Source organism: Kribbella sp. NPDC048928, from assembly GCF_043197975.1.
Taxonomy (GTDB): Bacteria; Actinomycetota; Actinomycetes; order Propionibacteriales; family Kribbellaceae; genus Kribbella.
In genome coordinates this window covers 151729-176962 of the sequence record NZ_JBICUC010000011.1, presented here as the reverse complement: position 1 = coordinate 176962, position 25234 = coordinate 151729, and the positions used below count along the sequence as shown (strand labels likewise).

Annotated in this window: 26 protein-coding genes; 6 read left to right on the top strand and 20 right to left on the bottom strand. The window is 68.2% G+C overall.

Annotation, left to right across the window (positions count from 1 at the left end; translation table 11 throughout):
- Positions 1-41: 41 nt before the first annotated feature.
- Positions 42-647 (top strand): hypothetical protein, encoded by a 606-nt coding sequence (locus tag ACGFI6_RS37535; RefSeq protein ID WP_393127320.1) that lies wholly within the window; start codon positions 42-44, stop codon positions 645-647.
- A 491-nt stretch (positions 648-1138) separates the two neighbouring features.
- Here the strand turns inward: ACGFI6_RS37535 and ACGFI6_RS37530 are convergent, their stop codons facing one another.
- Positions 1139-1576, bottom strand: a complete 438-nt coding sequence (locus tag ACGFI6_RS37530) for a VOC family protein (RefSeq protein ID WP_393127318.1) — start codon at positions 1574-1576, stop codon at positions 1139-1141.
- Positions 1577-1647: 71 nt separating this feature from the next.
- Here ACGFI6_RS37530 and ACGFI6_RS37525 point away from each other — a divergent pair, with 71 nt between their 5' ends.
- The 3 genes from ACGFI6_RS37525 (at position 1648) to ACGFI6_RS37515 (ending at position 5164) form a co-directional block, all read left to right on the top strand.
- Complete coding sequence (locus ACGFI6_RS37525; protein WP_393127316.1) at positions 1648-2370, top strand: hypothetical protein; 723 nt, start codon at positions 1648-1650, stop codon at positions 2368-2370.
- A 101-nt stretch (positions 2371-2471) separates the two neighbouring features.
- The gene (locus ACGFI6_RS37520; RefSeq protein ID WP_393127314.1) at positions 2472-4250 is read left to right on the top strand and encodes a glycerophosphodiester phosphodiesterase family protein; all 1779 of its coding nucleotides are present in this window, start codon (positions 2472-2474) and stop codon (positions 4248-4250) included.
- A 224-nt stretch (positions 4251-4474) separates the two neighbouring features.
- Positions 4475-5164 carry a GntR family transcriptional regulator gene (locus ACGFI6_RS37515; protein ID WP_393127313.1) on the top strand — a complete coding sequence of 230 codons (690 nt, stop codon included), beginning with the start codon at positions 4475-4477 and terminating at the stop codon, positions 5162-5164.
- A 43-nt stretch (positions 5165-5207) separates the two neighbouring features.
- Here ACGFI6_RS37515 and ACGFI6_RS37510 read toward each other — a convergent pair whose 3' ends face one another.
- The 14 genes from ACGFI6_RS37510 to ACGFI6_RS37445 form a co-directional block, all read right to left on the bottom strand.
- On the bottom strand, positions 5208-6599 hold the full coding sequence (locus ACGFI6_RS37510) for a dihydroorotase family protein (RefSeq protein WP_393127311.1): 1392 nt from the start codon (positions 6597-6599) through the stop codon (positions 5208-5210).
- Positions 6596-7645, bottom strand: coding sequence for an ABC transporter substrate-binding protein (locus ACGFI6_RS37505; protein WP_393127309.1), 1050 nt, complete (start codon positions 7643-7645; stop codon positions 6596-6598). Before ACGFI6_RS37505 ends, ACGFI6_RS37510 begins: the two co-directional genes overlap by 4 nt.
- Before the next feature lie 46 nt (positions 7646-7691).
- Positions 7692-8546 carry an ABC transporter permease gene (locus ACGFI6_RS37500; protein WP_393127307.1) on the bottom strand — a complete coding sequence of 285 codons (855 nt, stop codon included), beginning with the start codon at positions 8544-8546 and terminating at the stop codon, positions 7692-7694.
- The gene (locus tag ACGFI6_RS37495) at positions 8546-9337 is read right to left on the bottom strand and encodes an ABC transporter ATP-binding protein (protein WP_393127305.1); all 792 of its coding nucleotides are present in this window, start codon (positions 9335-9337) and stop codon (positions 8546-8548) included. The genes ACGFI6_RS37500 and ACGFI6_RS37495 overlap by 1 nt, the downstream gene beginning before the upstream one ends.
- 2 nt (positions 9338-9339) lie before the next feature.
- The gene (locus ACGFI6_RS37490; protein WP_393127303.1) at positions 9340-9978 is read right to left on the bottom strand and encodes an RraA family protein; all 639 of its coding nucleotides are present in this window, start codon (positions 9976-9978) and stop codon (positions 9340-9342) included.
- Complete coding sequence (locus ACGFI6_RS37485; RefSeq protein WP_393127301.1) at positions 9975-10691, bottom strand: PIG-L deacetylase family protein; 717 nt, start codon at positions 10689-10691, stop codon at positions 9975-9977. The genes ACGFI6_RS37490 and ACGFI6_RS37485 overlap by 4 nt, the downstream gene beginning before the upstream one ends.
- The gene (locus tag ACGFI6_RS37480; RefSeq protein ID WP_393127299.1) at positions 10688-11626 is read right to left on the bottom strand and encodes a DUF6282 family protein; all 939 of its coding nucleotides are present in this window, start codon (positions 11624-11626) and stop codon (positions 10688-10690) included. Before ACGFI6_RS37480 ends, ACGFI6_RS37485 begins: the two co-directional genes overlap by 4 nt.
- Positions 11627-11679: 53 nt before the next feature.
- The gene (locus ACGFI6_RS37475; RefSeq protein WP_393127297.1) at positions 11680-12474 is read right to left on the bottom strand and encodes an ABC transporter permease; all 795 of its coding nucleotides are present in this window, start codon (positions 12472-12474) and stop codon (positions 11680-11682) included.
- Complete coding sequence (locus ACGFI6_RS37470) at positions 12471-13301, bottom strand: ABC transporter ATP-binding protein (protein WP_393127295.1); 831 nt, start codon at positions 13299-13301, stop codon at positions 12471-12473. Before ACGFI6_RS37470 ends, ACGFI6_RS37475 begins: the two co-directional genes overlap by 4 nt.
- Positions 13298-14299, bottom strand: a complete 1002-nt coding sequence (locus ACGFI6_RS37465; RefSeq protein ID WP_393127293.1) for an ABC transporter substrate-binding protein — start codon at positions 14297-14299, stop codon at positions 13298-13300. Before ACGFI6_RS37465 ends, ACGFI6_RS37470 begins: the two co-directional genes overlap by 4 nt.
- Positions 14300-14336: 37 nt before the next feature.
- Positions 14337-15200 (bottom strand): DUF6282 family protein, encoded by an 864-nt coding sequence (locus tag ACGFI6_RS37460; RefSeq protein ID WP_393127291.1) that lies wholly within the window; start codon positions 15198-15200, stop codon positions 14337-14339.
- A gap of 122 nt (positions 15201-15322) precedes the next feature.
- A complete protein-coding gene (locus ACGFI6_RS37455) occupies positions 15323-16417 on the bottom strand; it encodes a mandelate racemase/muconate lactonizing enzyme family protein (protein ID WP_393127290.1) in 1095 nt (364 codons plus the stop codon).
- A gap of 5 nt (positions 16418-16422) precedes the next feature.
- A complete protein-coding gene (locus tag ACGFI6_RS37450) occupies positions 16423-17199 on the bottom strand; it encodes a DUF1932 domain-containing protein (RefSeq protein WP_393127288.1) in 777 nt (258 codons plus the stop codon).
- 70 nt (positions 17200-17269) lie between these two features.
- Complete coding sequence (locus tag ACGFI6_RS37445; protein WP_393127287.1) at positions 17270-18328, bottom strand: glutamate--cysteine ligase; 1059 nt, start codon at positions 18326-18328, stop codon at positions 17270-17272.
- A 41-nt stretch (positions 18329-18369) separates the two neighbouring features.
- Here ACGFI6_RS37445 and ACGFI6_RS37440 point away from each other — a divergent pair, with 41 nt between their 5' ends.
- Both ACGFI6_RS37440 and ACGFI6_RS37435 read left to right on the top strand, forming a co-directional pair.
- Positions 18370-19107, top strand: coding sequence for a HipA family kinase (locus ACGFI6_RS37440; RefSeq protein ID WP_393127285.1), 738 nt, complete (start codon positions 18370-18372; stop codon positions 19105-19107).
- Complete coding sequence (locus ACGFI6_RS37435; protein ID WP_393127284.1) at positions 19104-19478, top strand: DUF3037 domain-containing protein; 375 nt, start codon at positions 19104-19106, stop codon at positions 19476-19478. The genes ACGFI6_RS37440 and ACGFI6_RS37435 overlap by 4 nt, the downstream gene beginning before the upstream one ends.
- Here the strand turns inward: ACGFI6_RS37435 and pgm are convergent.
- The 5 genes from pgm to ACGFI6_RS37410 are packed head-to-tail and all read right to left on the bottom strand — an operon-like array spanning position 19475 to position 25033.
- Positions 19475-21097 (bottom strand): phosphoglucomutase (alpha-D-glucose-1,6-bisphosphate-dependent), encoded by a 1623-nt coding sequence (gene pgm / locus ACGFI6_RS37430; protein ID WP_393127282.1) that lies wholly within the window; start codon positions 21095-21097, stop codon positions 19475-19477. The two genes, ACGFI6_RS37435 and pgm, sit on opposite strands and share 4 nt — an antisense overlap.
- 23 nt (positions 21098-21120) lie before the next feature.
- Entirely contained in the window at positions 21121-22584 is a 1464-nt protein-coding gene (locus ACGFI6_RS37425) for a fused MFS/spermidine synthase (RefSeq protein ID WP_393127280.1), read from the bottom strand.
- Between the two features lie 34 nt (positions 22585-22618).
- Positions 22619-23284 (bottom strand): response regulator, encoded by a 666-nt coding sequence (locus ACGFI6_RS37420; RefSeq protein WP_393127278.1) that lies wholly within the window; start codon positions 23282-23284, stop codon positions 22619-22621.
- Positions 23259-24458, bottom strand: coding sequence for a sensor histidine kinase (locus ACGFI6_RS37415; RefSeq protein ID WP_393127276.1), 1200 nt, complete (start codon positions 24456-24458; stop codon positions 23259-23261). The genes ACGFI6_RS37420 and ACGFI6_RS37415 overlap by 26 nt, the downstream gene beginning before the upstream one ends.
- Positions 24459-24478: 20 nt before the next feature.
- Positions 24479-25033, bottom strand: a complete 555-nt coding sequence (locus ACGFI6_RS37410; RefSeq protein WP_393127274.1) for a hypothetical protein — start codon at positions 25031-25033, stop codon at positions 24479-24481.
- Positions 25034-25234: the final 201 nt, after the last annotated feature.

Sequence of the window (25234 nt, the reverse complement as noted above, 5' to 3'; positions counted from 1 at the left end):
TCGGCATGCGGGTGCCGGTGGGTTCAGGCACCATGGAGGCCGTGACGACCCCCAATCCGCGTCGGCCGATCCTGCCCGGCAACAAGCTGTTCGAGTCGCTGCCCGGCGCCTCCGACCCGGCGACCGTGACCGAGGCCGCGCACCGGACGGCCGAACTGCTGGTCCGCGGGGTGCGGAAGTCCGAGGACGCCGAGGTGCACGCGCGGGTCGTCAAACTCGCCGACGAGTACGGTCTCGACGAGCTCGCCGAGCTGTGGTCGGACTCCCCCGCCGACTCGTTGCCCGGCGCGCTCTGGCGGCTTTACGTCCTGCGTTCGTGGGTGCACTCGAACGCCGAGGAGGTGTCGCGGGAGTTCGCCACCGGCCGCGAGTACGCCGAGGTGCATGCCGTCGTCGCCGGCGTCGCAGAGCCACCCGGGCCGACCGAAGTACGAGACATGGTGGACGCCGTACTGCGCGGTGTCGCGACCGGTGATTTCGCCACCACCCTCGACCGGGCGGCCGCGTTCGCGCGGATCGTCGCAACCGGCCGCGCGCACCTCGCCGACGACGGCCACGACCGCGTACTCTCCGCCTCCAAACTGGTCGAGACCGCTGACCAGCTGCAGACCGCCGCACGCGCCGAACGCGCCGGACACCTCTGGTAGTTGCGCCGCGCGGCCTGCGGTGTTATAGGCGAAAAACCCAACAGGACAAGGGGTTTGGGCACCCGCTACACTGTTCGAGGTGTCGGGCCGGTGCAAGCCCCGGGTCCCAAATTAAGCCGCTACGAGCGGCCACGCGCCGTGAGGCGCTTCCCGGCCCGACACCACCAAATCTCCCCCGGCGTGCAGACCCTCCCGCCGCGCGTCCTCTCCCCAGCACCAGGCAACCACCTGCCCGTCGCGCCCGTCGCGCCCGTCCTCAAACGCGACCGCTCCGATTCCGAGCCGTGGATGCTGGCTGCGTGTGGTCTGGGGTGGCCGGGCGGACAATTCGACAGGACGTGTCGGTCGGTGCGTGGTCGGTGAGTAGTGCACCTGAGCGTGGAAGTGCGGTGCGCGTACGGTGTCTCGGGGTGCACTAACTGTCCAGATGTCCGCCGCCCACACCCATCCGGGGTCGAGCCAAACGCCACGACTCGGCGCCATGTCAGCTGTCAGTTGTGGTTTAGTTCTTCGGCGAGCATGACGATGATGCCGCTGGGGCCGCGTACGTAGGTGAGTTTGTAGATGTCCTCGTACGTCGCGACACCTCGCAGGGGATGGCAGCCATGCCGCGCCGCGATCTCAAGAGCCTGGTCGAGATCGTCGACGGAGAAGGCGACGCGGTGCATGCCGATCTCGTTGGGACGAGTGGGCTCCGTCTCGATCGCCTGCGGGTGGATGTACTCGAACAGCTCGAGGCGACCGTGGCCGTCCGGCGTCTGGAGCATCGCGATCTTGGCGTGGTTGCCGTCCAGGCCGACGGCGGTGTCGGTCCACCCACCACTGACCGTGTCACGACCGACCACCGTCAGCCCCAGATCGGTGAAGAAGGCGATCGTTGCCTCGAGATCGCGGACGGCGATGCCGACGTTCTGAAGTTGGACAGCCATGTGCCGCATGCTAGCGAGCCGAGTAGTTCTACGCGGGCGGCTTGACCTTTGGGCTGTTAGTTTCGCTGGTTGTGAAGCGGATCGTGGGGCTTGGGCTCGTGCTGCTGGTGGCGGGTTGTTCGACGGTTCAGTCGAAGGACATCCGGACGAGTGGGATCAGCGCCACGTACGTCGTCACGCTGCCCGAGACGACCGACGTTGCCCAGGTGAGTGCGTCGTATCGGGTCGGCACGCTCACGTTCGTCGAGCTCGGCGACGGCGAGTCGGTGACGTCGTCGGGCGGCGGCAAGGACGTGAAGCTCAAACACCACAAGTCCGCGGGCGTCACCGACTACGACGGCCGGCTCGACGGTGTGGTCGCCGCCGGTACGGAGATCACGTTCGACCTGACCCGCGGCAAGAGCGATGATTCCGCGCCCAGGTCCACCGTCAAACTCCCGGAGCGCGTGAAGCTCACCGCGCCCCAGACCGGCACGACGTACTCGCGGCGAGCACCGCTCGCGGTTCGTTTCGACACCGCGCCGTCCGACCTACCGGCGTTGGTCAGCTGGGCCGGCAGCTGTGTCCAGACCGGCAGCCTGCCACTGGAGCCCGGCCGTACGTCGGTCAGCATCCCGACCGGCTCGATCCGCCCGGTGAGTGCTACGACGACACCCGGCGTGAAGCCGGCGACCACCTGCCCGGTCGAGATCACGCTGACGCGACGGACCGAGGGCACGCTGGACGGCGCATTCAAGGACGGCAGCATCACAGCGGAGAGCCAGTCCGTACGACGGGTCACCTCCGGGCCGTAGTCGACTGGTCACTGGTCGGCTACCTTCGCGAGGACGTGGGTACTTCTGGGGCAGAGAGCCTCAGGACCAAACCGCCCAACCCCTCCGGAAGGAAACCCCTCATGCGCCGCCTTCCCCGCGCGTTGCTGCCGTGCGCGCTGATCGCCGGGCTGCTGCTCCCGGTCGCCCCGGCTGCCGCTGCCCGTGGTGAGTTCGATATCCAGGCCCATCGCGGTGGGCTCGGTCTCACCGTGGAGAGCACGATCGCCTCGTTCTCGCATGGGCTCGAGCTGGGTGTCAGTACGCTCGAGCTCGACGTCCAGATCACCCAGGACGGGCACGCCGTGGTCACGCACGATCGCAAGGTCGATGGCAAGAAGTGCCGCGACACCGCGCCGTACACTGCGGGCGACCCGGAGTATCCGTACGTCGGCAAGTTCATCAACACGCTGACGCTCAAGCAGGTCAAGCAACTCGACTGCGGTTCGCTGCCGCAGGCGAACTTCCCGGACCAGCAGCCGGATCCGGGCGCCCGGATGCCCGAACTGCAGGACATCTTCGCGCTCGTGCACCGCTATCGCGCGTACGGCGTGAAGCTGAACGTCGAGACCAAGGTCGAGGCGGGCGCGCCGACCGAGACCGCTCCGCGCGAGCAGTTCGTCCAGGTGGTCGCCGCGGAGATCCGCAAATGGCGGATCGCTCGCCAGGTGACGATCCAGAGTTTCGACTGGGGTTCGCTGATCCGGATGCACCAGGTGATGCCGGAGCTGCCGCTGGTCGCGCTGGACAACTACGACTTCCTGCAGGTCGGCAAGCCGGGGAAGTCGCCGTGGCTCGGTGGCCTCGACATCGACGACTTCGGCGGCGACCCGATCAAGGCGGTCAGGTCGTTCGGCGCGTCCGCGATCTCGCCGGTCGACGGCTTTCCGCAGGGCGGCAAGATCACCGACCCGGCCTTCAAGCCGTACTTCACCAAGGACACGGTCAACGCCGCACACCAAGCCGGCCTGAAGGTCATCCCGTGGACGGTCGACGACCCGGCGACGATCCAGTGGTTCATCGACCAGGGTGTCGACGGCATCATCAGCGACTACCCGGACCGGGTGCGTGATGTCGTACGGCAGAACGGTTTCAAGCTGCCCAAGGCGTACGACGCTCCGGCGATCCGCGCGCTGCCGTCGGCGCACGCACACAACGACTACGACCACCGGCGGCCGTTGCTGGACGCGCTGGACCGCGGATTCAACAGCGTCGAGGCCGATGTCTGGCTGGTCGACGGCGAACTGCGGGTCGCGCACGATCTCGGCGACGCCAAGCCCGGCCGCACGCTGGAGAGCCTGTACCTGAAACCACTCGCCGACCGCGTCCGCGAGAACCACGGCGAGGTGTACAAGCACGGCAACGACTTCCAGCTGCTCATCGACATCAAGAGCGACGGCCCGTCGACGTACGCCGCCGTGGACGAGGCACTGGCCAAGTACCGCGGGATCAGCACGATCTTCGTCAACGGCCACGTACGGCAGGGCGCCGTCACCTCGGTGATCAGCGGCAACCGACCGCTGGACATCATGAAGGCGCAGAAGGTCCGGTACGCCGGGTACGACGGCCGGCTCAGCGACCTGGAGTCGGGGATGCCGGCGTCCCTGATGCCGCTCGTCAGCGACAACTGGTCGAACAACTTCACCTGGCGCGGCGTCGGTCCGATGCCCGAGACCGAGAAGACCAAGCTGCACGACATCGTCGTCGACGCCCACCACGCCGGCTACAAGGTCCGGTTCTGGGAGACCCCCGACGTGCCCGGCGCGGCCCGCGAAGCCCTCTGGCGCGAACTGGTCGCCGCCCACGTCGACTACCTCAACACCGACGACCTGCACGGCCTGGAGGACTTCCTCCGCGACTGAGCGACCTGCTGACGGACGGGAGGCCGGGCGAACCGCTGACGCACGGGAGGCTGCGCGAGCCGCTGACGGAGGGCTCGCATCCCGTGCGGAGAGTCATGAGGCGATTGACTGACAACAACATTGTCACTAAAATCGTTACCACTTCGGCGGCTCCCGTGCACCACCAAAATGGTGAACGCGGGGTGGCGCCGATCGTTCCCTGTCGACCACCTGGCCGGAGGCTGATGATGACGAGCCGGTCCCGATCGTCCGATCCGAGCGACGAGGCGTACGAGCGGCTCCGTTCGGGCATCATGCGCGGCGACGTGTCGCCCGGGCAGCGCCTGGTCGAGGCCGACCTGGTCGAGGCACTGGGGGTCAGCCGGGCCGTCGTCCGGACGACGCTCACCCGGCTCGCCCACGCCGGCCTCGTCGAGAAGGAGCTCAACCGCGGCGCGCGGGTGCGCACCGTGAGCGAGGAAGAGGCCGTCGAGATCACCCAGGTCCGGTCCGTCCTGGAGGCGCTGGCCTCCCGGCAGGCCGCGGAGCGGGCGACCGACGCAGACGTCGAGGCGCTGCGGTCCATCCTCGCCGAGATGAAGGGCATGCTCGCCGAGCAGGACCTGCTCGGGTACTCCGAAGGCAACAGCCGGCTGCACGCGAAGGTCATCGAGATCTCCGGTCACCAGACCGTGCAGCGGCTGGTCGCGAACCTGCGCGCCCAGATGGTCCGGTTCCAGTACCGGACCATCCTGGTGCCGGGCCGCGGCAAGGAATCCTTCGCCGAGCACACCAAACTGGTGGAGGCCATCGCGGCCCACGACGGCGACGCCGCCGAGGCCGCGATGCGCACCCACCTGCTGCACGTCACCGACAACCTGGACCGGACCAAGAACAACCGCCCCGGCGGCGCAGGCCTGTTCGGCCGAATCTGACCGCAGCCGCCGGAGCCGCCAAAACTGCGGCCGCCGGCGGCGATCAGGCGGTCACCGGCCGGCCGAAGCCTTCGTCGACCAGGACCCGGCCGTCGCGGTAGATCTCGGTGCCCCGCAGGAAGGTCCGTTCGACCCGGCCCCGGGTGACGATCCCGTCCGCGGGGCTCCAGCCGCACTTGTACAGACTCGTGCTGCCGTCGATCGGCGCGACGTGATCCAGGTCGAGCACCACGAAGTCGGCATCGGCCCCCGGCTCGAGGGTGCCCTTGCGCCCACTCAGACCGACAAGCCGTGCCGGATTCACGCAGCACAGCTCGAGCACGCGGTCCAGGGTGAGACGGCCGTCGTGCACCGCGGTCAGAAGCAACCGCAGGTAATCCGCGATCATCGGGCTGCCGCTCGGTGCCGCGAACATGTCCTTCCAGCCCGGCAGCTTCTCCTCCTCGGTGTGCGGCGCGTGGTCGCTGCCGATCACGTCCACGGTGCCGTCGACGATCGCCTCCCACATCGCCACATTGTCCGCGGGCGGAACCCACTGGCCCAGAACGAACGGGCCACGCTTCTCGATCCGCTCCCAGTCGTTGGTGACGAACATGGCGAACGGGTTCGCCTCGGCGGTGACGGCTCGCCCGGCCGCCTTCGCCGCACGCACCATCCGGATTCCTTCGACCGACGACAGGTGCAGTACGTGCAACCGGGTGCCCACCGACCGCTGGAACTCGAGCAACGTGGCGACCGCGGCGTTGAAGGCGACGCTGTCTCCCAGCCGGAACGATCGCGCGTACGACGCCGGGTCCACGCCCCACATCTCCTTGGCGCGCGAGCTCATCAGGTTGTAGAGCTCGTGATCGGTCGGGTGGACGTACAACGGCAGGCCGGTCTCGGCCACCGCCTCGAACGCCCGGTACAACACGGCACGATCCGTCACCGCGGTCGCCGGCGAATGCGGGTACGTGCGCTCGACGTCGTACGACATCCAGAGCTTGAACGCGCTGGCTCCGGCGGCCGCCAACTCCCCCACCAGATCAGGATGTACGGCCGACGCGTTGTGCCCGAAGTCCACCACGGACTTGCGGCCCAGGTCGTCGAGATGTTCGCGCAGCCGGATCGGATCGACGATCGGTGGCTCCGTGTTCGGCATGTCGAAGACCGTCGTCACCCCACCGGAGGCCGCGGCCTTGGTGCCGCTGGCCAGGTCCTCCTTGTGGGTGAATCCTGGATCCCGGAAGTGACAGTGGGTGTCGACCAGCCCGGGAATGACCAACTGATCACCGACATCGAGCGTGCGATCAGCGACCACGGCAGCGTCGAGACCGTGCAGACCGGTGACCACGCCATCCGTGATCAGCAGCTGAGCGGGCAGTTCGCGGACACCGGTGTGCACTCTCGTACTGCGGACCACCAGCTCCGCCCGGAGCGCATCAGGTTCGGTCATTTGGCCAGCGCCTTCGTGATGAAGTCCTGCTCGGTGATCGTCGCGAAGTCGGGCGGGTTCTTCGCCAGGCCGGCGACCTGGTGGAACTTCACCGCCTTCGCGTAGCCGTCGGCGGTGATCACCGGCGTCTCCGGGATCTCCTTCTGCAGGACCGGCAGCATCGCCTCGACCGTCTTGGGATCGAGCGACGACTGATACTTCTGGAACAGCTGGCGGGTCTTGGCCGGGTCGTCGTGGATCAGCTTCTCTGCGCGGCCGATCGCCCGTACGAAGGCGGCCATCGCTTCCGGCTTCTTCTTCAGGATCCCTGCCGTGGACAGGGCCAGACCGTGCGGCTGCGCACTCATGTCCGGAATGTCACCGCGGGTAGGGCTGATGTAGATCGAGCCCGCCTTGCGCGCCTCGACCTCCTGGCTGACCGGCTGGAAGAACACCAGCACGTTCACCCGGTCGGTCTTCAGCGCACCCAGCGCGCCGGCGTTGGAACCGCCGAGGTTGACCAGCGTCACGTCCTTCTTGACGTCCAGGCCGACCTTGCTGAACAGGAACTGCAACAGCGCGACACCGCCACCGGACGGTGCGGGGATGCCGATCCGCGCGCCCTTGAGCGCCTTGATCTTGTCTTCCAGCGATGCACCGGCGGGCGGCTGGTGGAACTGGTTGCCGACGATGACGTCGACGTAGTAGCTGTTCACCAGGTTCGCCACGATCCGGGGATCGCGCTTGCCGTCGGCGAGCAGGAACGCGGTCGTCGCGACGCCGCCGCCGATGTCTGCTGCTCCGCCTGCCAAAGCGGCCGCGACCTTGGAGTCGCCACCGACGACCACCGGCTTTTCGACGGTAAGTCCTTCCTTCGCGTAGTACCCCTCTTCACTGGCTACGAAGAGCGGGAAGAACGCTACCGACGTACTGCTCTGCACGACGCGCAGCGTCATGTCTCCGGAGGCTGCATCGGCATTGCTGGTTTCGGTCGCCGGCTTCTGGCAGGCGGCCGTCAGGGCCAGGACCATGACAGCCAGTCCGGCCCCGATCGACTTTGTCTTCATGTGAAGTCACCCATATTCCTGACGAGACGTGTTGAGGCCGGCCGCTTCAGTCACCGGCGGTGGCCTGCCACCGCGTCGAGCGACGCTGCAGCAGATTGACCCCGAGGTTGAGGATCCCGGCGATCACCGTGATCACGGCGAGTGCGGCGAAGACCCCGGCGGTGTTGAACTGGCTGGCCGAGTCGAGCATCAGGTAACCGAGGCCCTTGTTCGAGGCAACGAGTTCACCGACCACGGCACCGATCAGCGCGTACGGCACACCGATCCGCAGCCCGGTGATGACGCCGGGCATCGCCCCGGGCACCAGCACCTTGAAGATCACCTGGCGACGGGTGCCGCCCATCAGCCGGACCGCGTCGATCAGACCGCGGTCGACCGAGCGGACGCCGGCCGCCGTGTTCAGGTAGACCAGGAAGAACACAGTTGCCGCCGACAACAGAACCTTCATCTGTACGTCGATCCCGAACCAGATGATGAACAGCGGCGCGAGGGCCACCTTCGGGATGCTGTAGAGGGCGATCATGTACGGATCGAGGATGTCGCCCAGGACCTTCAGGATCGCCAGCAGGAAGCCGCCGACGAGTCCCGCGGCGGCACCGAGCGCGAAGCCCAGCGCGATCTCCTCGACGGTCAGTACGGTGTTCGTGGCCAGCGACCCGTCGGCGATCCAATCGCGCAGCTGCGCCCAGATGTCGCTGGGGCGGCTGATGAACAACGGGTCCACCCAGCGTCCGGCGGCGATCTGCCACAGCACCAGCACCGCCACCAGGACGGCGATCCGTGCGAGCGAGATCCACAGCGTGCGCCGGTGCTTGTCCATCCAGCTGCGGTTGGCGGGAACCTCCAGCGGACCGTCGGTGACCCGATCGCCGGCGCTCACGAGGTCGGTCGATCGATTCATCACGCCGCCCCCTTCCTCGAGTCATTGGTGGTCGAGCCGGCCCGCAGGGCGTCCGCGGTACGGCGATGCAGAGCGACGAACTCCGGATCCACCCGGAGCAGATCCAGGTCGCGGGGACGCGCCAGCCCGATCTCCTGGTCGAGCAGCACCCGTCCGCGCGGGCCGAGCACGATCACCCGGTCGCCGAGCAGGAGCGCCTCCTCCAGATCGTGCGTGATGAACACGACGGTCTTGCCCGACCCGTGCCACAGCCGCAACAGCTCGGTCTGCAACTCGGCGCGCAACTGCGCGTCCAGGGCGCCGAACGGTTCGTCGAGCAGGAAGGTGTCCGGCTCCGCGGACAGCATCCGGGCCAGCCCTGCCCGGCGGCGCATGCCGCCGGACAGCTCGCGCGGATAGTGCTGCTCGAACCCGGCCAGGCCGACCCGCTGGATCAGCTCGCGGGCGACCTCGGCACGTTCGGCGCGCGGCACCCCACGAACCTCGAGCGGCATCTCGATGTTGCGCTGCAGGTCCCGCCACGGCATCAGGGTGTCGTGCTGGGTCAGGTACGCAAGGTCGTGGTGCGGCCCGCTGACCGGCCGGCCGCGGTACTCGATCCGTCCGGAGGTCGGCTGGGTGAGCCCGGCGAGCATGTTGAGCAGCGTGGATTTGCCGCAGCCGCTGCGGCCGAGCACTGTGAGGAAGGTTCCTTCCTCCACGTCCAGGTTCAGGCCCTGGAGCGCGACCACTCGTTTGTCCCCCTTCAGGAAGGACTTGTCCAGATCGAGGACCCGCAGCACCGCAGTCATGGTCAGCTCGCCTTCGTGTCCTCACGGCGCAGGCCGTGAATGTCGTAGCTCAGCTCCCCGGCCTGCAGCCGGGTTCGCATCGCTTCTTCCTTGGTGAAACGCGCCCTCGACGCCTCGAGGACGGTCTCCGCGTCGTCCGGCCGGACGACGACCACGCCGTCCGCGTCCAGGACGACGAGATCACCCGGGCAGATCCTGGTGCCGCCGACCTCGACCGCCACGTCGAGCTCACCGCGCTCGGTCTTGGTGGCGCCGTGGGCCCGGATCCAGCGCGTCCACACCGGCACTTCGAACTCCCGCAGTACCTCGATGTCGCGAGCGGCGCCGTCGACGAGGACCGCCGCCGCACCGCGCGCGGCTGCCTGGGTCAGCAGCAACTCGCCGACCAGGGCGACCGGTGCGGGCTCCGGCATCGTCAGCACCAGGACCTCGCCCGGCTGCAACCGGTCCATCACCTCGTGGACCGCGCGGTTGTCGTCCTGGCCGCAGCGCGCGATCCGCGCGGGACCGGCAGCGCGCGATCCGGCCACCAACTGGTGGTAGTCGGCCTCGACCAGTCCGTTACGGCCGGACGCCTCGTACACCGTCGAAACTCCAAGCTCGCGCAGCGTGCTCACGGTCTCCTGCGGTACGCCGCTCACAGCGCCGTCACCACATTCGGGATGATCCGCTGGAAGGCCTCGGCCTGGCGGATCGAGCTGTCCCCGGTCACCTTGCGCGCATGGTTGCCGCGATGGTCGGCCCGCTCGGCGTAGTACGTCTGCAAGTACTTCTGCGCCTGCATCGCCTGCATGGCCTCGACCTTGGCGGTCATCACCGGGGTGATGTCGACGAAGACGCTCGGGACGAATCCGCACAGATCCGGCTGATGCGGCTCGAACACCAGGAACTCCGACGGCGGCGCGGTCCGGAAACCGCTGGCCACAACGGCTCCCGAGCTCAGCAGCCGCGCCCGGCGGACAGCCTCGAAGGCGAGTGGGTGGTCGGGGTTGAACGGGTCGACCGGCGGGTGGGTCAGTACGACCTGCGGAGCGAAGTCCCGGAGCAGCTCGACCAGCCGCTCCACGGCCGCGTCGTCCACGACCAGCGGATAGTCGCCGAGATCGAAGCATTCGAACTCCGCGCCGACCGCGTCCGCTGCCTGCGATGCCTCCGCGTGCCTGATCCGCTTGACGTTCTCCTCGGTCTGCCCTGGCTCCTTCCACAGCTCACCGGACTCGCCGCGTTCGCCGTACGACAATGCGACGACCCGTGCCTGACCGCCGCTCTGGACGTGCCGGGCCACCGCGCCGGCCGCGCGCCAGACGAAGTCCGCGCTGTGCGCACCGACCACGAGCATCCGGCGGGCGCTCACCGGGCACCTGCCAGGACCGGTTGCGCAGCCAGGAACCGGGTGTTGTCGACCACCATGGTGCGAACGTCCTCCTCGCTGAATCCTGCCGCGAGCAGGTCCCGGGCCATCAGCGGCAGTCCGTCCTCGACCGGTGGGTTCACCGGCTGGCCGAGGTCACTGGACAGGAAAGAGTGGGCCGGACCGGTACGCCGGATGTTCTCGACCATCACCTCCCACTCCACCTTGCCTGTGTACGGGGTGGTGAAGCAACGTTCCAGGTAAGCACCCAGGTCGACCAGCTCCAGCTGCTGGTCGACGGTCAGCCGCTGCGACGTGAACTCGGGGTGCGTCACGATGATCCGCCGGACGCCGGTCTCGGCGGCCGCGCGGACGACCGCGAGGATCTCCGCCGCGGCCAAGTGGCCGGTGGCAAGGACAAGATCATGCTTGGCCATCAGGGTGAGTACTGCGAGTACGTCGTCACCGACCGCACCCGTCTCGTCCACCACGCGTACCGGCGGCGGATCGATGCCCTGGGCCCGCAGCTCGGCCTGCAGAGCCGCCCACATCGGCGGCGTCGCGCCTTCCGGCTCCTTGGCCTTGGTCTCGCGCTGGTTCACACTGTCGACGGTGGGGAACCACACCAGCCGCGCGCCGCCGCGCGCAGCGATCTCGACGGCGGTCGGGTTCATGCCGCCGGACGCGACGTTCAGGGCCAGCGCGCCGAGCGCGTCCACACCGGGAACGGCGGCCCGGACCACAGCAGCGCGTTCCGTCGTCGGCACGTAGTGCGACTTGAGGACGAAGCCTGCCAGGCCGACCTCCGCGAACCGGCGGGCCAGCGTCAGGTCGTCGACCGAACGCGGTACGACGTCCGGCGCGACGTGGACGTGCAGGTCGTAGGCTCCGGCAACGAATTCGCGATCGGCGTCGCTGGGACGGGGGTGCTCGCTCATCAGGATCTCCAGGTAACAGTGAATTGGTTGGATAGTGGTAAGGACACCGGGCGTCACTCCCGGGCGAGCAACTGGTGGCGCCAGGGCGCCATCCGCTTCTCGAGCAGCTTCAGCAGTTCCATGACGGCGACGGAGAACACCACGATCACCATCACGCCGGCCAGGTAGCGCGCGGTCGCGAACAGCTCGGCGTCGGCGTTGATCTGGAAGCCGATGCCTTGCGTCGAGGCGATGTACTCGCCGACGATGACGCCGATCATGGCCCGCCCGACCGCCAGCCGCAGTCCGGTGATGAAGAACGGCGTCACCGACGGCAGCACGACGTCGCGGTACAGGTGCCGGCGGGTGGCGCCGAACGATCTGGCCGCGCGCAGCAGCACCCGGTCGGTACCGCGGACGCCTTCGGTCAGGTTGATCATGATCGGGAAGGTGGACAGGATCACCACGATCGCGACCTTCGAGGCGATCCCGAGTCCGAACCAGATCACCAGCAGCGGGGCGAGCACCAGCACCGGCGTCGAGTACAGCGCGCCGACGATCGGGTCGAACGCCCAGTACAGATGCCGGCTGCTGCCCAGTACGAGCCCGGCCGGGACCGCGATCAGGACCGACAGCACCATCCCGAGGACGAACTCGCTGCCGCTGACCCGCAGGTCGCTCCACAGCGGCCCGCCGGCCAGCTCCACGAACCCGGACCAGATCTGCGAGGGATAGCTGAAGAACAACGGGTTCCAGTGCGCGACCCGGCCGAGGATCTCCCAGAGCGCCAGGATCACCACCACCGTTGCCAGCGGCAACAGCCTCTGCTGGTTCCGGGCGACCCAGTGCCGGCGCGACCGGCCGCTCATGACACGTCCTCCAGATCCCGGCCCTGCGCCGCGGCCACCTCGCCCTTGAGGAACGACCAGAGGCGCTCCCGGTGCTCGTCGTACGACTGCCGCCAGCCGGCGGTGTCGGCACGCAGTTCGCGGACCGGAATCTCTTCCTCGACCCGGCCGGGGGCAGCGCGGAGCAGGAGAATGCGATCGGACAGCTCCAACGCCTCGTCCAGGTTGTGGGTCACGAGTACGACGCTGCGCTGCTCGAGCGCGACCAGGGCGCGGACCTCCTCGCGGAGCAGCTCGGCGTTCTGCGCGTCGAGCGCCCCGAACGGTTCGTCCATGAGCAGCAGCCTCGGCCGGACGGCGAACGCGCGCGCCAGGCCGACGCGCTGTTGCATGCCGCCGGACAGCTGGTACGGGTAGAACTTGGCGGCCCTGATGAGTCCGACCCGATCCAGATACTCGGCGGCGAGCTCGTTGCGCTCCCGCCTGCTCAGGTCGCGCCGCCGGTAGTCGAGACCGAGCCGTACGTTGTCCAGCACGGTCTTCCACGGCAGCAGCGCGAAGCTCTGGAACACCATCGCGCGGTCCGAGCGGTTCGTCGCCACCGGACGGCCGGCGACCCGCACCTGGCCGCTGTCCGGGCGCAGCGCGCCGTCGAGGATCTGGAGCAGTGTGCTCTTCCCGCAGCCGCTCGCTCCGATCACGCTGACGAACTCGCCCTCGCCGACGGTGCAGCTGATGTCCTCCAGGATCGCAGCGTCCTGGTACGCGAACGAGACACGCTCGACCTCGACGAGTGGGGAGTCGTTGCCGACGGCATCATCGCGCCGGCCGGCGGGTCCGGCGGTCATGACGACGGCTTCAGGTACTCGGCGGTGTAGATGTCCGCGGGTTTCACCGGCTTCTTCATCACGCCGTACTTGACCGCGACGTCGATCCAGGTCTGTAGCGCCGCGGAGTCCATCGTGCCGTCCTTGGCGTAGATCGCGGCGACCTCGTCGTACGACGCCTTGGCGTCCGCGGCCGGCATCTTCTCGGACTCGGCCAGCAGCTTGATCGCGGCATCAGGGTTCGCAGCGACCCACCGGGTGCTCTCCACCAGGGCCGCGAGGAAGTCGCGAACCAGATCGGGCTTCTTCGCCATCGTCTTCTGCACACCGGCGATCACCGCCGCGGAAGCACCCGGAAGGTACTTCTGCACCGTGCCGAGGTCGTGCAACCCGGCCTTCCTGGCCTGCAGGTCGAACGGTGCGACAAGGAGACCGACCTGTACCTGCCCGGCCTGGATCGCCGCCAGGATGCCGGCCTGGACGCCCACCGTGACGTACTGCAGCTTGTCCTGGCCGACGCCCGCCTTGTCCATCACGTACCGCATCACCGCGGTGTTGCCGTTGTTGGGTCCCGGGCCGCCGAACTTCTTGCCGGCCAGCTGATCCAGGCTGGTGACGTCCTTGCTCGTGATGATGTGGTAGTCGAGCTGGTCGAGAACGTTGCCGACCATCACCAACGGCGCTCCCGAGGCCGAGGCCGAGACGACGTAGGCCTGCTGCAGCAACGCGAGGTCCTGCCGGCCGGAGACCAGGGCGGAGGTGGCGACGTCGCTCGACTTGGCCTTGGTCACCTTGAGATCGATGCCGTGGGCCTTGAAGATGCCGCGCGAGAGTCCTGCCGTCACCGGCAGCAGTTCGGCGGCGTACTTGGTGTTGATCAGGTTGACCGTACGCAGACCGGAGGCACTGGTCTGCTGGTCCTTCGCACCCGGCGAGCAGGCGGTCACCGCGAGCAGGCCGGCGACGAGGATCGCCGCGACGCGCAGACGGCTGCGCGGAAGATTACGAAGGTACGACATGAGCGCTGTCCTTTCGAGGAGTGCAGCGTGCTCCGGATCAGCCCGCGATCAGGCGGGCGGGGTTGTCCTTCAACATGGTGTTCAGGGCGGCGTCGCCGACACCGCGCTCCGACAGGTTGCTGGCCAGCACCCGCAGGGCCTCGTGCGGCCGGGGATGCCGGACGCCACCGGCGTCGGAGGCCAGGACCAGCCGGTCCGGGGTGAATTCGTTGATGGTGGCAACGACCTCGTCGATCGGGAACCGGTTCGTGTACCCGCCGACGGTCGAGCCGGCGATCTCGATGAAGGCACCGAGCTCGCTGGCCCGGCGCGCCAGCTCGAGGTCGTACTGCGGGGTCCAGCGGATGTGGGTGACGATCAGCTTCACCCCTAGCGGCCGGCAGTGCGCGGCGAGCGCGAGGATCTCCTGTGGCGACAGGTGTGACGTCGCCAGCAGGGCATCGTGGTCACGAACCAGGGCGACGACCTCCCGGGTGGCGGGAGTGAGGGCGCCGGCGTCGTCGAGCACGGTGATACCTGCCGCCTCGACCGGGTTGTAGATGTTCATGTCCGAGTAGCCCCAGTTGCCCAGGGCACCTGTTACCTCGGCGTGGAATCGGGAGTGGCCGCTCGGCATCCAGACCACGCGGCCCCCGAGTCGCAGACACGCGTCCACAGCGGCCGGATTGATGCCGCCGACCGGGTAGTTGAGGCAGACCCCGCCGATGTAGCGGAAGCCCGCAACCGCCTTGTTGGTGTGGTAAGCGCGGCTCGACGTGCTCTCCAGATGCGCCTTCACAGCCATCCCGGCCATCCCGGCGTCGCGGCAACCGGTCGCGATCTCGATGTCGTCACCGACCCGGCCGAGCACATCGGGACCGGCATGCACATGCAGGTCGATGGCTGCGTCCAGTGTGAACACGATGAACCTCCTGAGCGAACTGCTTGCCGGCGGCAATCCCGACGAGATCGTCAACATTTATATTGACCAGATTGTGCACAATCTTAGTTACAAGGTTCGGCCTGTCAAGAGCTGACGGCCGGTCAATACGGCTGCGTGAAGCGGCGTACCGCGTCGTCGTCCCAGACGATCCCGTGACCGCTGCGGTCGGGTGGTACGACACTGCCTTCGTGCGGCCGCAGCACCTCGCCGAGAACGGCGTTGAGGATGCCGAAATCCTCGACATAGCAGGCATTCGGGCACACCGCGGCCAGGTGGACATGGAGCTCCGGCAGCGAGTGGAAGTTGATGGACCGGTTGGCAGCCTCGGCGAGCGCGGCGATCCGCATCGCCTCCCCGATCCCACCCGTGAGCGCGGCATCGGGTTGGTAGATACCGATCGGCGTCGTCCGCAGGTGGTGCGCGAACTCGTACCGGCCGACCAGGTGCTCGCCGACGGCAATCGGAACGTCGAGCTGGGCCGCCAGCACCGCATGGCCCTCGATGTCCTCCGCGATCAGCGGCTCCTCGAGCCATCGGAAGCCGAGGTCGGTCAGCCTGCGACCGAACCACAACGCATCCGGGAGCGTGAGCTGCTCGTTGCAGTCCACCATCAACGGCACGTCGTCGCCGACCGCGGCGCGGACCGCACGCAGTCGTTCGAGGTCCGCTTCCGGCGATCGGGCGCCGGCTCGTACCTTGACCGCGGGATACCCGTCGTTCAGGTAGCCGAGAGTCTGCTCGACGAGCTCGTCGAGTTCGAGGCCGTTGCTCCCCCGGCCCGAACCGTAGATCGGCATCGCCCGCGCCCGGCCGCCGAGTAAGGCGTACAGCGGCTGGTTGGTTTGAAGTCCGCGCAGGTCCCGGACGGCGATGTCCACGGCCGACAGTGCCGGAGTGAACACCGACCGGCCGAGCCGTCGCGTGCTCGCCGCGATCTTTGATCGGCGTTCGTCCCACTCATCGGTCCGCCCGCCGACGATCGCCGGTCCGATCAGGTCGTCGATCATCCGGCAGACGACGCCGGCGCCGGCTCCGAGGGTGTAGGTGAAGCCGGTGCCGCAGGCGCCGTCGGCATCCTGGACGAGTACCCGGACGAGGTTGACCACGTCCGAGCCGTACGCGCGCAGCCTCGGCTCCACCGGGACCACGAGCAGTTCTGTTCTGACATCGGTGATCGCGGCCGTCGCTGTCGTCACCGTCGTCAGCCCGTCGCGTGACGTTCGCCGCGTTCGATCGCGGACAGCCAGGCGATGGACGCCAGCGTCATCTCGTGCGGCGTGCCGAGCCGGCGTCCGTAGTCGCGCGCGTCCTCCATCTCGTGGCGCCGCCGGCGGGCATGCCGGTACGTGCCGGAGATGAGCCGGTCGACGAGCGCCGGACCACCGCTACCCAACTCGGCGACGATCTGGCCGTGCACCCAGTCCTCACAACCGGCGGCACGACCGGCGGTGAGCGCCTCGAGCACACCGGTGGCGAGCGATTTCATGAAGATGCTGCGGAGCAGCTTCCGCGCTGTCGCGACCCCGGGATCGCCGTCGACGAGGTCGACCGAAGCGCCGAACGGGCCGAGAAGCTCGGCGAACCGCTCGGCGCCCGGACCACAGGCCATCACCGGGGTACGGATCCCGGCGCGCTGCACCGGGGCGAGGATGGCCACGTCGACGTACAGGCCGGCCCCGAGTGCCGCGCCGACCTCTTGTTTGCGTTCGGGCGACGAGGCGTTCATGTCGGCATAGACGACATCCGGGCCGAGGTGCGGTCCGGCGGCCTGCGCCACGTCGACCGCGCCCGCGGCGGTGGTCAGGCTGAGGATCAGGTCGGCTCCTTCGACCGCCGAGGCAATCGTCGGAGCGCCGGCGATCCCGGCGGCGAGGTCCACCCGCCGGATGTCGAAGGCGCGTACCTCGGCGCCCGCGGCCAGTAGATCTGCGGCCAGCCGACGTCCGGCTTCGCCGTAGCCAAGCACTGAGACACGCATACTGCCTCCATTGTTGTGCGCAAGATTGGTGACAATCTAGGTTCCCATCTTGCGCACGTCAAGAGGCCGGCTACGGCTGTACCTGGGTGAGAGCGACGAAGTCTGCGCCCTCACGGAACGCCCTGCGCTGGCGTACTGCGCCGTTGCCGTCGCGCAAAGCTCGTTCGATGCCGTCGCGCACGAGGTCGACCGCGTCCAACTCCGTCAGCGCGGGCGCGACCTCCCGCTGTAGCCGCTCGAGCAGCTCTGCCATCGACAGCTCTTCTGCCGTACGCGCATCGACAGCACCCGCTGTGACTCCGTCGCGAGCTGCCAGCCAGTACGCGGCTCGCAGCACCTCGGAGTCCACCCGTGGTCCCCCGCCGCCGTCAGCCAGAGCTGTCATGACCAAGGCCCGGGCCAGCGTGGCAAGCAGCACAGTCTCGTCCGTTGTGAGCGGTACGTCGCTCACGCGCACCTCTACTGTCGGGAGGTGCGTTGACGGGCGTATGTCCCAATAGACCATCTGCTCGTCCATCAAGGTGCCCGCTGCGAGGTGCATGGCGACCAGTGCGTCGTAGTGCTCGCTGGACTCCAAGTACGGGGGCGGACCAGAGCACGGCCAGCGCGACCACATGATCCACCGCCAGCTCGCAAAGCCGGTGTCCTGGTCCAGGTACACGGGTGAGTTCGCGGTGAGGGCGAGCAGCACCGGCAGCCACGGCCGCAGGTGGTTGCAGACAGAGAGCGCGGCGTCCTTGTCCGGTACGTCAACGTGCACGTGGCAGCCGCACACACCCTGCTCCCGTGCCAACTGTCCGTAGCGCGCAGCCATCTCCTGATAGCGCGGTTTCAGGGTCACCAGCTGAGCAGGCCGCCCGTGCGGAGGCACGGCGATCGCCAACAGCCTGCCGCCTTCCTCCGCGGCAGCCGCGGCCAGGGCCGAGCGCATGTCGTTCAGGTGGCCGGACAACTCGTCCGCTGTCGCACAGACCGGGGTGTTGATCTCCACCTGGGCTCTGGTCAGTTCGAGCGCCACATCCAGTTCGTCACCGAGGTCTTCGAGGACGGCTTTGTTACGCGGGAGCGGATGTCCGTCGGTGGACACGAGGAGTAGTTCCTCCTCCACTCCGATCAAGGGAGGCTTCACCCCTACCCGGTACCCAGCAGCAACCGGCTAGGCTCTGCGGCGTGAGTTTGCCTGTGGTGACCGCGACCCGGTACGTGCTGCCGTTGCGGGAGGGTGGGTCGTTGCCTGGTGTTGTCGAGGGCAACGATCTCGGGACGTACGTGATCAAGTTCCACGGCGCCGGGCAGGGGCCGAAGGCGCTGGTCGCCGAGGTGATCGTCGGCGAGCTGTTCCGGCGGCTCGGGCTGCGGGTGCCGGAGCTGAAGCTGATCGAGCTCGATCCGGCGATCGGCCGGTCCGAGCCGGACTTCGAGATCCAGGAGCTGCTGATCCGCAGCGCCGGGCTGAACCTGGCGGTCGACTTCCTGCCGGGCTCGTTCGGGTACGACGGTTCGGCCGGCAACCCGGGGGACGACGCGATGGCCCGGATCCTCTGGCTGGACGCGTACGTCGCCAACGTGGACCGTTCGTGGCGCAACACGAACATGCTCGTCTGGCACAAGAACCTGTGGCTGATCGACCACGGCGCCGCGCTGTACTTCCACCACTCGTGGATGTCCGCGGAGAAGTTCGCCTCATTGCCGTACGACGCCGGCGATCACGTCTTCTCGGTCGCGATGCCGGGCGTCACGAAGGTCGACGCCGAACTGGCGGCCGCGATCACTCCCGAGTTGCTCGAAGAGGTGATCGGGCTGGTGCCTTCACAATGGATCGAGGACGGCGACCGGGAACGCTACCTCGGTCACCTGACAGCACGGCTCGAACACCGCGCCGCGTGGGTGCCGGGAGGTGTCCGGTGAAGCCGTTCGACTACGTCATCCTGCGCGCGGCGCCCCGCATCCAGCGCGGTGAGTTCATCAACGTCGGCGCCGTACTGTACTGCCGCGCACTGGACTACCTGGGTGCGGCCTGGGACGTGCAGCCGGATCGCCTGCGCGCCCTGGATCCCAACGTCGACGTGGACGTCGTCTGCGCGTCACTCGAGCAGGTGCGCGCCATCTGCGCGGGCGAAGCGGTTGGCGGACCGGCTGCGGGCACCACGATCAGCGAGCGCTTCCGATGGCTGGCTGCACCCCGCAGTACCGTCGTACATCCTGGGCCGATCCACAGCGGGATCACTGAGGATCCCGCTGCGGACCTTGAACGGTTGCTGGACTCGTTCGTGCGTTAGGCGAGCGCTGCGGACACGACGTCGCGGGCCTGTTCGAAGACCTGCTCCAGGTGCTCGGCGCCCTTGAACGACTCCCCGTAGATCTTGTAGAGATCCTCGGTGCCCGACGGGCGCGCAGCGAACCACGCCGACTCGGTGGTGACCTTCAGGCCACCGATCGGGGCGTCGTTGCCCGGTGCCCGCGTCAGCCGGTCGACGATCGGCTCACCGGCCAACTCGGTCGCCGTGACCGCATCCGCCGACAGAGCAGACAGCTTGGCCTTCTCGTCACGGGTGGCCGGCGCATCGACCCGTGAGTACGCCGAGGCGCCGAAACGCTCCACCAGCTTGGCATGGGCCTTCGACGGCGTCTCCCCCGTCACCGCGGTGATCTCACTCGCCAGCAGCGCCAGCAGGATCCCGTCCTTGTCCGTCGTCCACACCGTGCCGTCGAAACGCAGGAAGCTCGCACCCGCGGACTCCTCGCCACCGAAGCCGACAGAGCCGTCGACCAGACCAGGCACGAACCACTTGAAGCCGACCGGTACCTCCCACAGCCGGCGGCCGAGGTCCGCGACCACGCGGTCGATCAGCGACGACGAGACGAGGGTCTTGCCGACCGCGACGTCCGGACCCCACTGACGGTTGCTGAACAGGTACGAGATCGCGACGGCCAGGTAGTGGTTCGGGTTCATCAGCCCGGCGTCCGGCGTGACGATGCCGTGCCGGTCCGCGTCCGCGTCGTTCCCGGTCGCGACGTCGTACTTGTCCCGCTGCGCGACCAGCGAGGCCATCGCGTACGGCGACGAACAGTCCATCCGGATCTTGCCGTCGTGGTCCAGCGTCATGAACGACCAGGCCGGGTCGACCCGCGGGTTCACCACGGTCAGGTCGAGACCGTGCCGCTCGCCGATCGCTCCCCAGTAGTCCACGCTCGCACCACCGAGCGGGTCGGCGCCGATCTTCACGCCGGCGTCGCGGATCGCGGCCAGGTTCAGCACCGACGGTAGGTCGTCGACGTAGTGCCCGACGAAGTCGTAGTCCCCGGCGTTCTCCCGGGCCTGCTCGAACGGCTTGCGGCGCACCTCGCGGTTGTCGCCGGCGATCAACTGGTTGGCCCGGTTCGCGATCCAGCTGGTGGCGTCGGAGTCGGCCGGACCGCCGTGCGGCGGGTTGTACTTGATGCCGCCGTCCCGCGGCGGATTGTGCGATGGCGTGATCACGATGCCGTCGGCGTCCGCGCCCGCACCGCGGTTGAGCCGCAGGATCGCGTGCGACACGGCCGGCGTCGGCGTCAGGCGGTCGCCACTGTCCGCGAGCGTCTGCACGTCGTTACCGGCCAGCACCTCGAGCACAGTGCGCCACGCGGGCTCCGAGAGACCGTGGCTGTCGCGCCCGACCAGCAGCGGACCAGTCGTCCCCTGACCGGCGCGGTACTCACAGATGGCCTGCGTGATCGCGAGGATGTGCGCCTCGTTGAATGCGCCGTCAAGGCTCGAGCCGCGGTGTCCCGACGTACCGAAAACGACCTTCTGGGCCGGGTTGTCCACGTCCGGCGTGATGTCGCCGTACGCCGCCAGCATGGCGTCGACGTCGACGAGGTCCTCGGGCTGTGCTGGCTGGCCTGCGCGTGGGTGCATGACCACATGCAACCACAAGTTCGTCAGCTGCCGTACGGGGTGAGCAGCTGGTCCACAGGTGCGTAGTCGTCGGTCAGTACGGGTGCATCGCCGACGAACCCGGAGAGCTGGTCGCGGATCTGCATGGCCGGCCCCAGCTTGCCCGCGATCGCCGGTACGTCGATGGGCCGATCAGAGGCCACGACGACGAAGTTGCCGCCGCTCTTGCCGGAGAATTCGTCCGCACGCGCGATCAGAGCGACGTACTTGAACTCGGCCTGCACGGTCCTGATCTCGGCCTTCGCGAACTTCGCGGGCCCGTGATCGATGACGTTGATCACGTAGATCCCGTCCGGCCGCAGGACCCGTCGTACGTCGGCGACCAGCTCCCGCGTCGTGAGGTGCCACGGCACGGACACTCCACTGAACGCATCCATCAGGACGACGTCGCGGCTCTCCGTCGCCTCGTCGCGGACGCCGAGCCGGCCGTCCTTCACGGTCAGGCTCAGATCCGGTCCGGTCCGGACGCCGAGCTCGCGCTTGTCCAGGTCCACCACCGCGGGGTCGATCTCGTACACCTGGTGCTTGCTGCCCGGACGAGTCGCCGTCAGGTAGCGCGTCATCGTCAGACCGCCGCCGCCGATGTGCAGAGCGCTGACCGGCTGTCCCTCCGGCCGGCTGCCGTTGATCGCGGCCGCGAAGCTCTTGATGTACTCGAACTCCAAGTACGTCGGGTCCTTGAGGTCGACGTACGAGTTCCGCAGCTGGTCCAGGTACAGCGTCCGGCCACCGTCGCGGTTCGGGTCCGCGACCACACGCGCGCAGTGGTACGCCGTCTCGACCTCACACGGCCGTGGTGCGACCAGCGTCAACGTGGCGCCGACGACCGCCAGAACGACCGGTTTGACCGCTGCCTGTACTCCTCGCAGCAGAACGGTCAGCACACCGCCGACGACGACCAGGATCGCGCCGAGGGTCAGGACGATCGTGCTGATCGGAACAGTCGCCACGAAGACGAACCCGGTCAGCACAGTGCCGACGATGCCGCCAACGGTGGCGAACGCGGACAGCCGGCCGACGACCGTACCTGTCTGCTCCAGGGTTGCCAGCCGCAGCTTGGTGACCATCGGCGTGACAGCGGACAGCAGGGACGCCGGTGCGAACAGAGTGATGGCGAGTACGAGGAACACCAGGTTGTTCGCGTCGCCTCGGAGTGCCTCCCCGGTCCAGCGGACCACCGGGAGGATCACCATCACCAGCGCGCCACCAACGAGGAACAGCGGGCCCAGGGTCCGGTGCGGCGGCACCACGTCCGCGAACCGGCCGCCGAGCGCAGCACCGGTCGCAATAGCCGCCAGTGCGACTCCGATGACGGCGGTGTTGGTCTCCAGCGTCAGCCCGATGTACGGCGCCACCAGCCGCAGCGACACCAGCTCCAGCACCATGACCGCCGCCGAGCTCCCGAACGCCAGCCCGACCGCCAGCTTCTGTCCTACCACCTTGTTCACCACGTCACCCTATAGACGCCTGGGACCTGTCGCGTCAGTGTCGCGGACCGGGGACTACGGCGCCTGACTCGTAGGCGTAGACGACGGCCTGTGCGCGGTCCCGGAGGTCCAGCTTGGTCAGGATGTTGCTGACGTGGGTCTTCACGGTCTGCTCGGCCAGCACGAGTTCCTCGGCGATCTGCCGGTTGGACAGTCCCCTTGCAAGCAGTCGCAGCACGTCGGTCTCCCGCGGGGTCAGACGGGCCGGCGTGGTCGGTACGACCGGCTGGGACCGTGCGAAGTCCTCCACGAGCCGACGGGTGACGGACGGGGCCAACAGCGCATCCCCCGCAGCCACGACGCGTACAGCAGCAGCCAACTCGTCCGGGGTCGAGTGCTTCAGCAGGAAGCCGCTCGCACCAGCCCGGAGCGCCGCGTACACGTAGTCGTCCAGGTCGAACGTCGTCAGCATCACGACCCGCGGGGGCTCACCCGGTGCCGAGTTGGCGAGGATGCGCTTGGTCGCGGCGAGACCGTCGAGCACAGGCATCCGTACGTCCATGAGGATGACGTCAGGCTCCAGTTGCGCGGCCAGCTCGACTGCCTGCTCCCCGTCGCCGGCCTGACCCACCACCTGCAGGTCCGGCTGTGCGTCGAGCAATGCGCTGAACCCGGCCCGCACCATCTCCTGGTCGTCAACCACCAGCACCGTGATCGCCACTCGCCACCACCTCCGTTCCGACCGGAATCACTGCCTGCACCAGATAACCGCCTTCAGGGGTCGGCCCGGCGCTGACCGTCCCGTCCACGAGCGCCACCCGCTCGTACATCCCCCGCAACCCCTGCCCACTACCTGGAGCCGGTACGACAGGACGTGGCGGCTTCTCGTTCTGCACCGTCACCTCGAGCTCGGCCGACGTACGACGTACCGCCACCTCCACCGTCGCATGCAGCGCATGCCGTACTGCATTGCTGAGAGCTTCCTGCACCACCCTGTACGCCGTTAGCTCCACCGCGGGATCCAGTGGGATCGGGATGTCGCCACTCACGAGTCGTACGTCGGCACCAGCACGTCGGGTGCTCTCCACCAGCGCCGCCACGTCCTTTAGGCCGGGCTGCGGACCCAGCTCAGCAGGTCGTTCCTCAGGCTCACGCAGCAACCGCAGTACCCGACGCATCTCGGTCAGCGAAGCACGTGCCTCGTCCGCGATGCCAGTGAACTCCTCCCGCACCGCATCCGGTACGTCAGGCAGCCGGTGCGGCGCGCTGTCGGCGCGGACGACCACCACAGACAGGTGGTGCGCCACCACATCATGCAGCTCGCGGGCGATCCGGGCCCGCTCCTGCAGCCGCTCCCGCTCAGCACGCTCTGCCTTGCTGATCGTCTCCTGCTCGACGAGGCGCCGACTCGTCTCGCTGCGGGAACGCAGGAGATCTCCGACCACCACGGCGACAGCCGACAGGACAGCCATGGTCATCAGACCACCCCAGCCGCCGCGGTCCGGCGACAGCTGGATCGCTATGACGCCCAATGCCTCCGTAGCGACCCACCAGCCGACCTGTTCGCGCCGGCCCAGTCCGCGAGCACCTGCGATCGCCAGTACAAGTGCATGCCCGAACGCTGCCGTCGTACCCCACGGCCAGGGCTCGCTGGAGCTTACCGGCGTCGTGAGCGCAGCCGTGACAGCTGTGACTAAGAGCGAGACGATCACCGCCGTACGGGGCCGCAGCCACGACAGGCTCAGCGCCAACCCACGCGCGATCGCCAGCGCCAGTACAGCCCCGAGCTGCACCTCGTAGTGCTGTCCGAGATCCAGGATCGTCAGAAACAACAGTGCGGCTACGCCGAGGCCGGCGATCCACGCCCACCGGCCCCGCGGCCACCCGTTCGGCATCTGCACAGTTTGGACCCTACTCACACCTGCTGCAGCCAGGCCCAGAAGAACGCCAGCGCACCGGCCGCCAGCATGATGGTTGCCGGAAGCACCCACTTGTGTGTCCCCTGGACCAGTAGGGCCTGCAGCGCGGCGATACCTCGCAGTACGAACAGGAACATCACGATGCACGGCACAGCGATCAGCCCGTGCGCGATCCAGGCGCCGGCGCGGGACGGGCCGCCCCAAGTACCGGGCTGGACCGGACCGTGCTCGACGAAGCCCCAGAACGGCCCGCGGACGACGGCGAGCACAGTCAGGAACAGTAAGAACAGGCTGACGAGTCCGAGCACCGCGCTCAACAGGCCGTACCCGAAGACCTGCGCGTTGGTCATCGGCTGCACGACCGAGCCGCTACCCACGCGGTACTCCCCCAGCCGTCGCCAGCGGCGCGCCGCCGTCTCGCGCTCGTCGCCGATCGCGTCGGCCAGCGTCAGTACGCCGACGGGCAGCAGGAGCGCGTCGTACACCACCGAACGCCACTGGATCCCGTGCTTGCATACGTCGGCCACCGGCTTGGTGAGCGTCTGCGCCATCGTCTCTCCTCGGGTCTCAAGTCCTGAGATCGAGGCTAGGAACCGCACAGCCCCGGCGCCTCCAGCCAGAGAGCCGAACCGGATGCAGTACTCCGGTAGGGGGTGCACTGTGATCCAGTTCACAGTGACCACGATGCGTGTCGCCGCGTTACACGGTCAGTGCTGGTTGGCGCCGCGGAATCGCGCCGGCCGTACGGGGAC

Excerpts from the sequence above, each read along its gene's own strand:
- ACGFI6_RS37530 (WP_393127318.1), bottom strand. The coding sequence starts at position 1,576 with ATGGCTGTCCAACTTCAGAACGTCGGCATCGCCGTCCGCGATCTCGAG.
- ACGFI6_RS37520 (WP_393127314.1), top strand. The coding sequence starts at position 2,472 with ATGCGCCGCCTTCCCCGCGCGTTGCTGCCGTGCGCGCTGATCGCCGGG.
- ACGFI6_RS37515 (WP_393127313.1), top strand. The coding sequence starts at position 4,475 with ATGATGACGAGCCGGTCCCGATCGTCCGATCCGAGCGACGAGGCGTAC.
- ACGFI6_RS37510 (WP_393127311.1), bottom strand. The coding sequence starts at position 6,599 with ATGACCGAACCTGATGCGCTCCGGGCGGAGCTGGTGGTCCGCAGTACG.
- ACGFI6_RS37505 (WP_393127309.1), bottom strand. The coding sequence starts at position 7,645 with ATGAAGACAAAGTCGATCGGGGCCGGACTGGCTGTCATGGTCCTGGCC.
- ACGFI6_RS37500 (WP_393127307.1), bottom strand. The coding sequence starts at position 8,546 with ATGAATCGATCGACCGACCTCGTGAGCGCCGGCGATCGGGTCACCGAC.
- ACGFI6_RS37495 (WP_393127305.1), bottom strand. The coding sequence starts at position 9,337 with ATGACTGCGGTGCTGCGGGTCCTCGATCTGGACAAGTCCTTCCTGAAG.
- ACGFI6_RS37480 (WP_393127299.1), bottom strand. The coding sequence starts at position 11,626 with ATGAGCGAGCACCCCCGTCCCAGCGACGCCGATCGCGAATTCGTTGCC.
- ACGFI6_RS37475 (WP_393127297.1), bottom strand. The coding sequence starts at position 12,474 with ATGAGCGGCCGGTCGCGCCGGCACTGGGTCGCCCGGAACCAGCAGAGG.
- ACGFI6_RS37470 (WP_393127295.1), bottom strand. The coding sequence starts at position 13,301 with ATGACCGCCGGACCCGCCGGCCGGCGCGATGATGCCGTCGGCAACGAC.
- ACGFI6_RS37465 (WP_393127293.1), bottom strand. The coding sequence starts at position 14,299 with ATGTCGTACCTTCGTAATCTTCCGCGCAGCCGTCTGCGCGTCGCGGCG.
- ACGFI6_RS37450 (WP_393127288.1), bottom strand. The coding sequence starts at position 17,199 with ATGCGTGTCTCAGTGCTTGGCTACGGCGAAGCCGGACGTCGGCTGGCC.
- pgm (WP_393127282.1), bottom strand. The coding sequence starts at position 21,097 with ATGCACCCACGCGCAGGCCAGCCAGCACAGCCCGAGGACCTCGTCGAC.
- ACGFI6_RS37415 (WP_393127276.1), bottom strand. The coding sequence starts at position 24,458 with ATGCCGAACGGGTGGCCGCGGGGCCGGTGGGCGTGGATCGCCGGCCTC.
- ACGFI6_RS37410 (WP_393127274.1), bottom strand. The coding sequence starts at position 25,033 with ATGGCGCAGACGCTCACCAAGCCGGTGGCCGACGTATGCAAGCACGGG.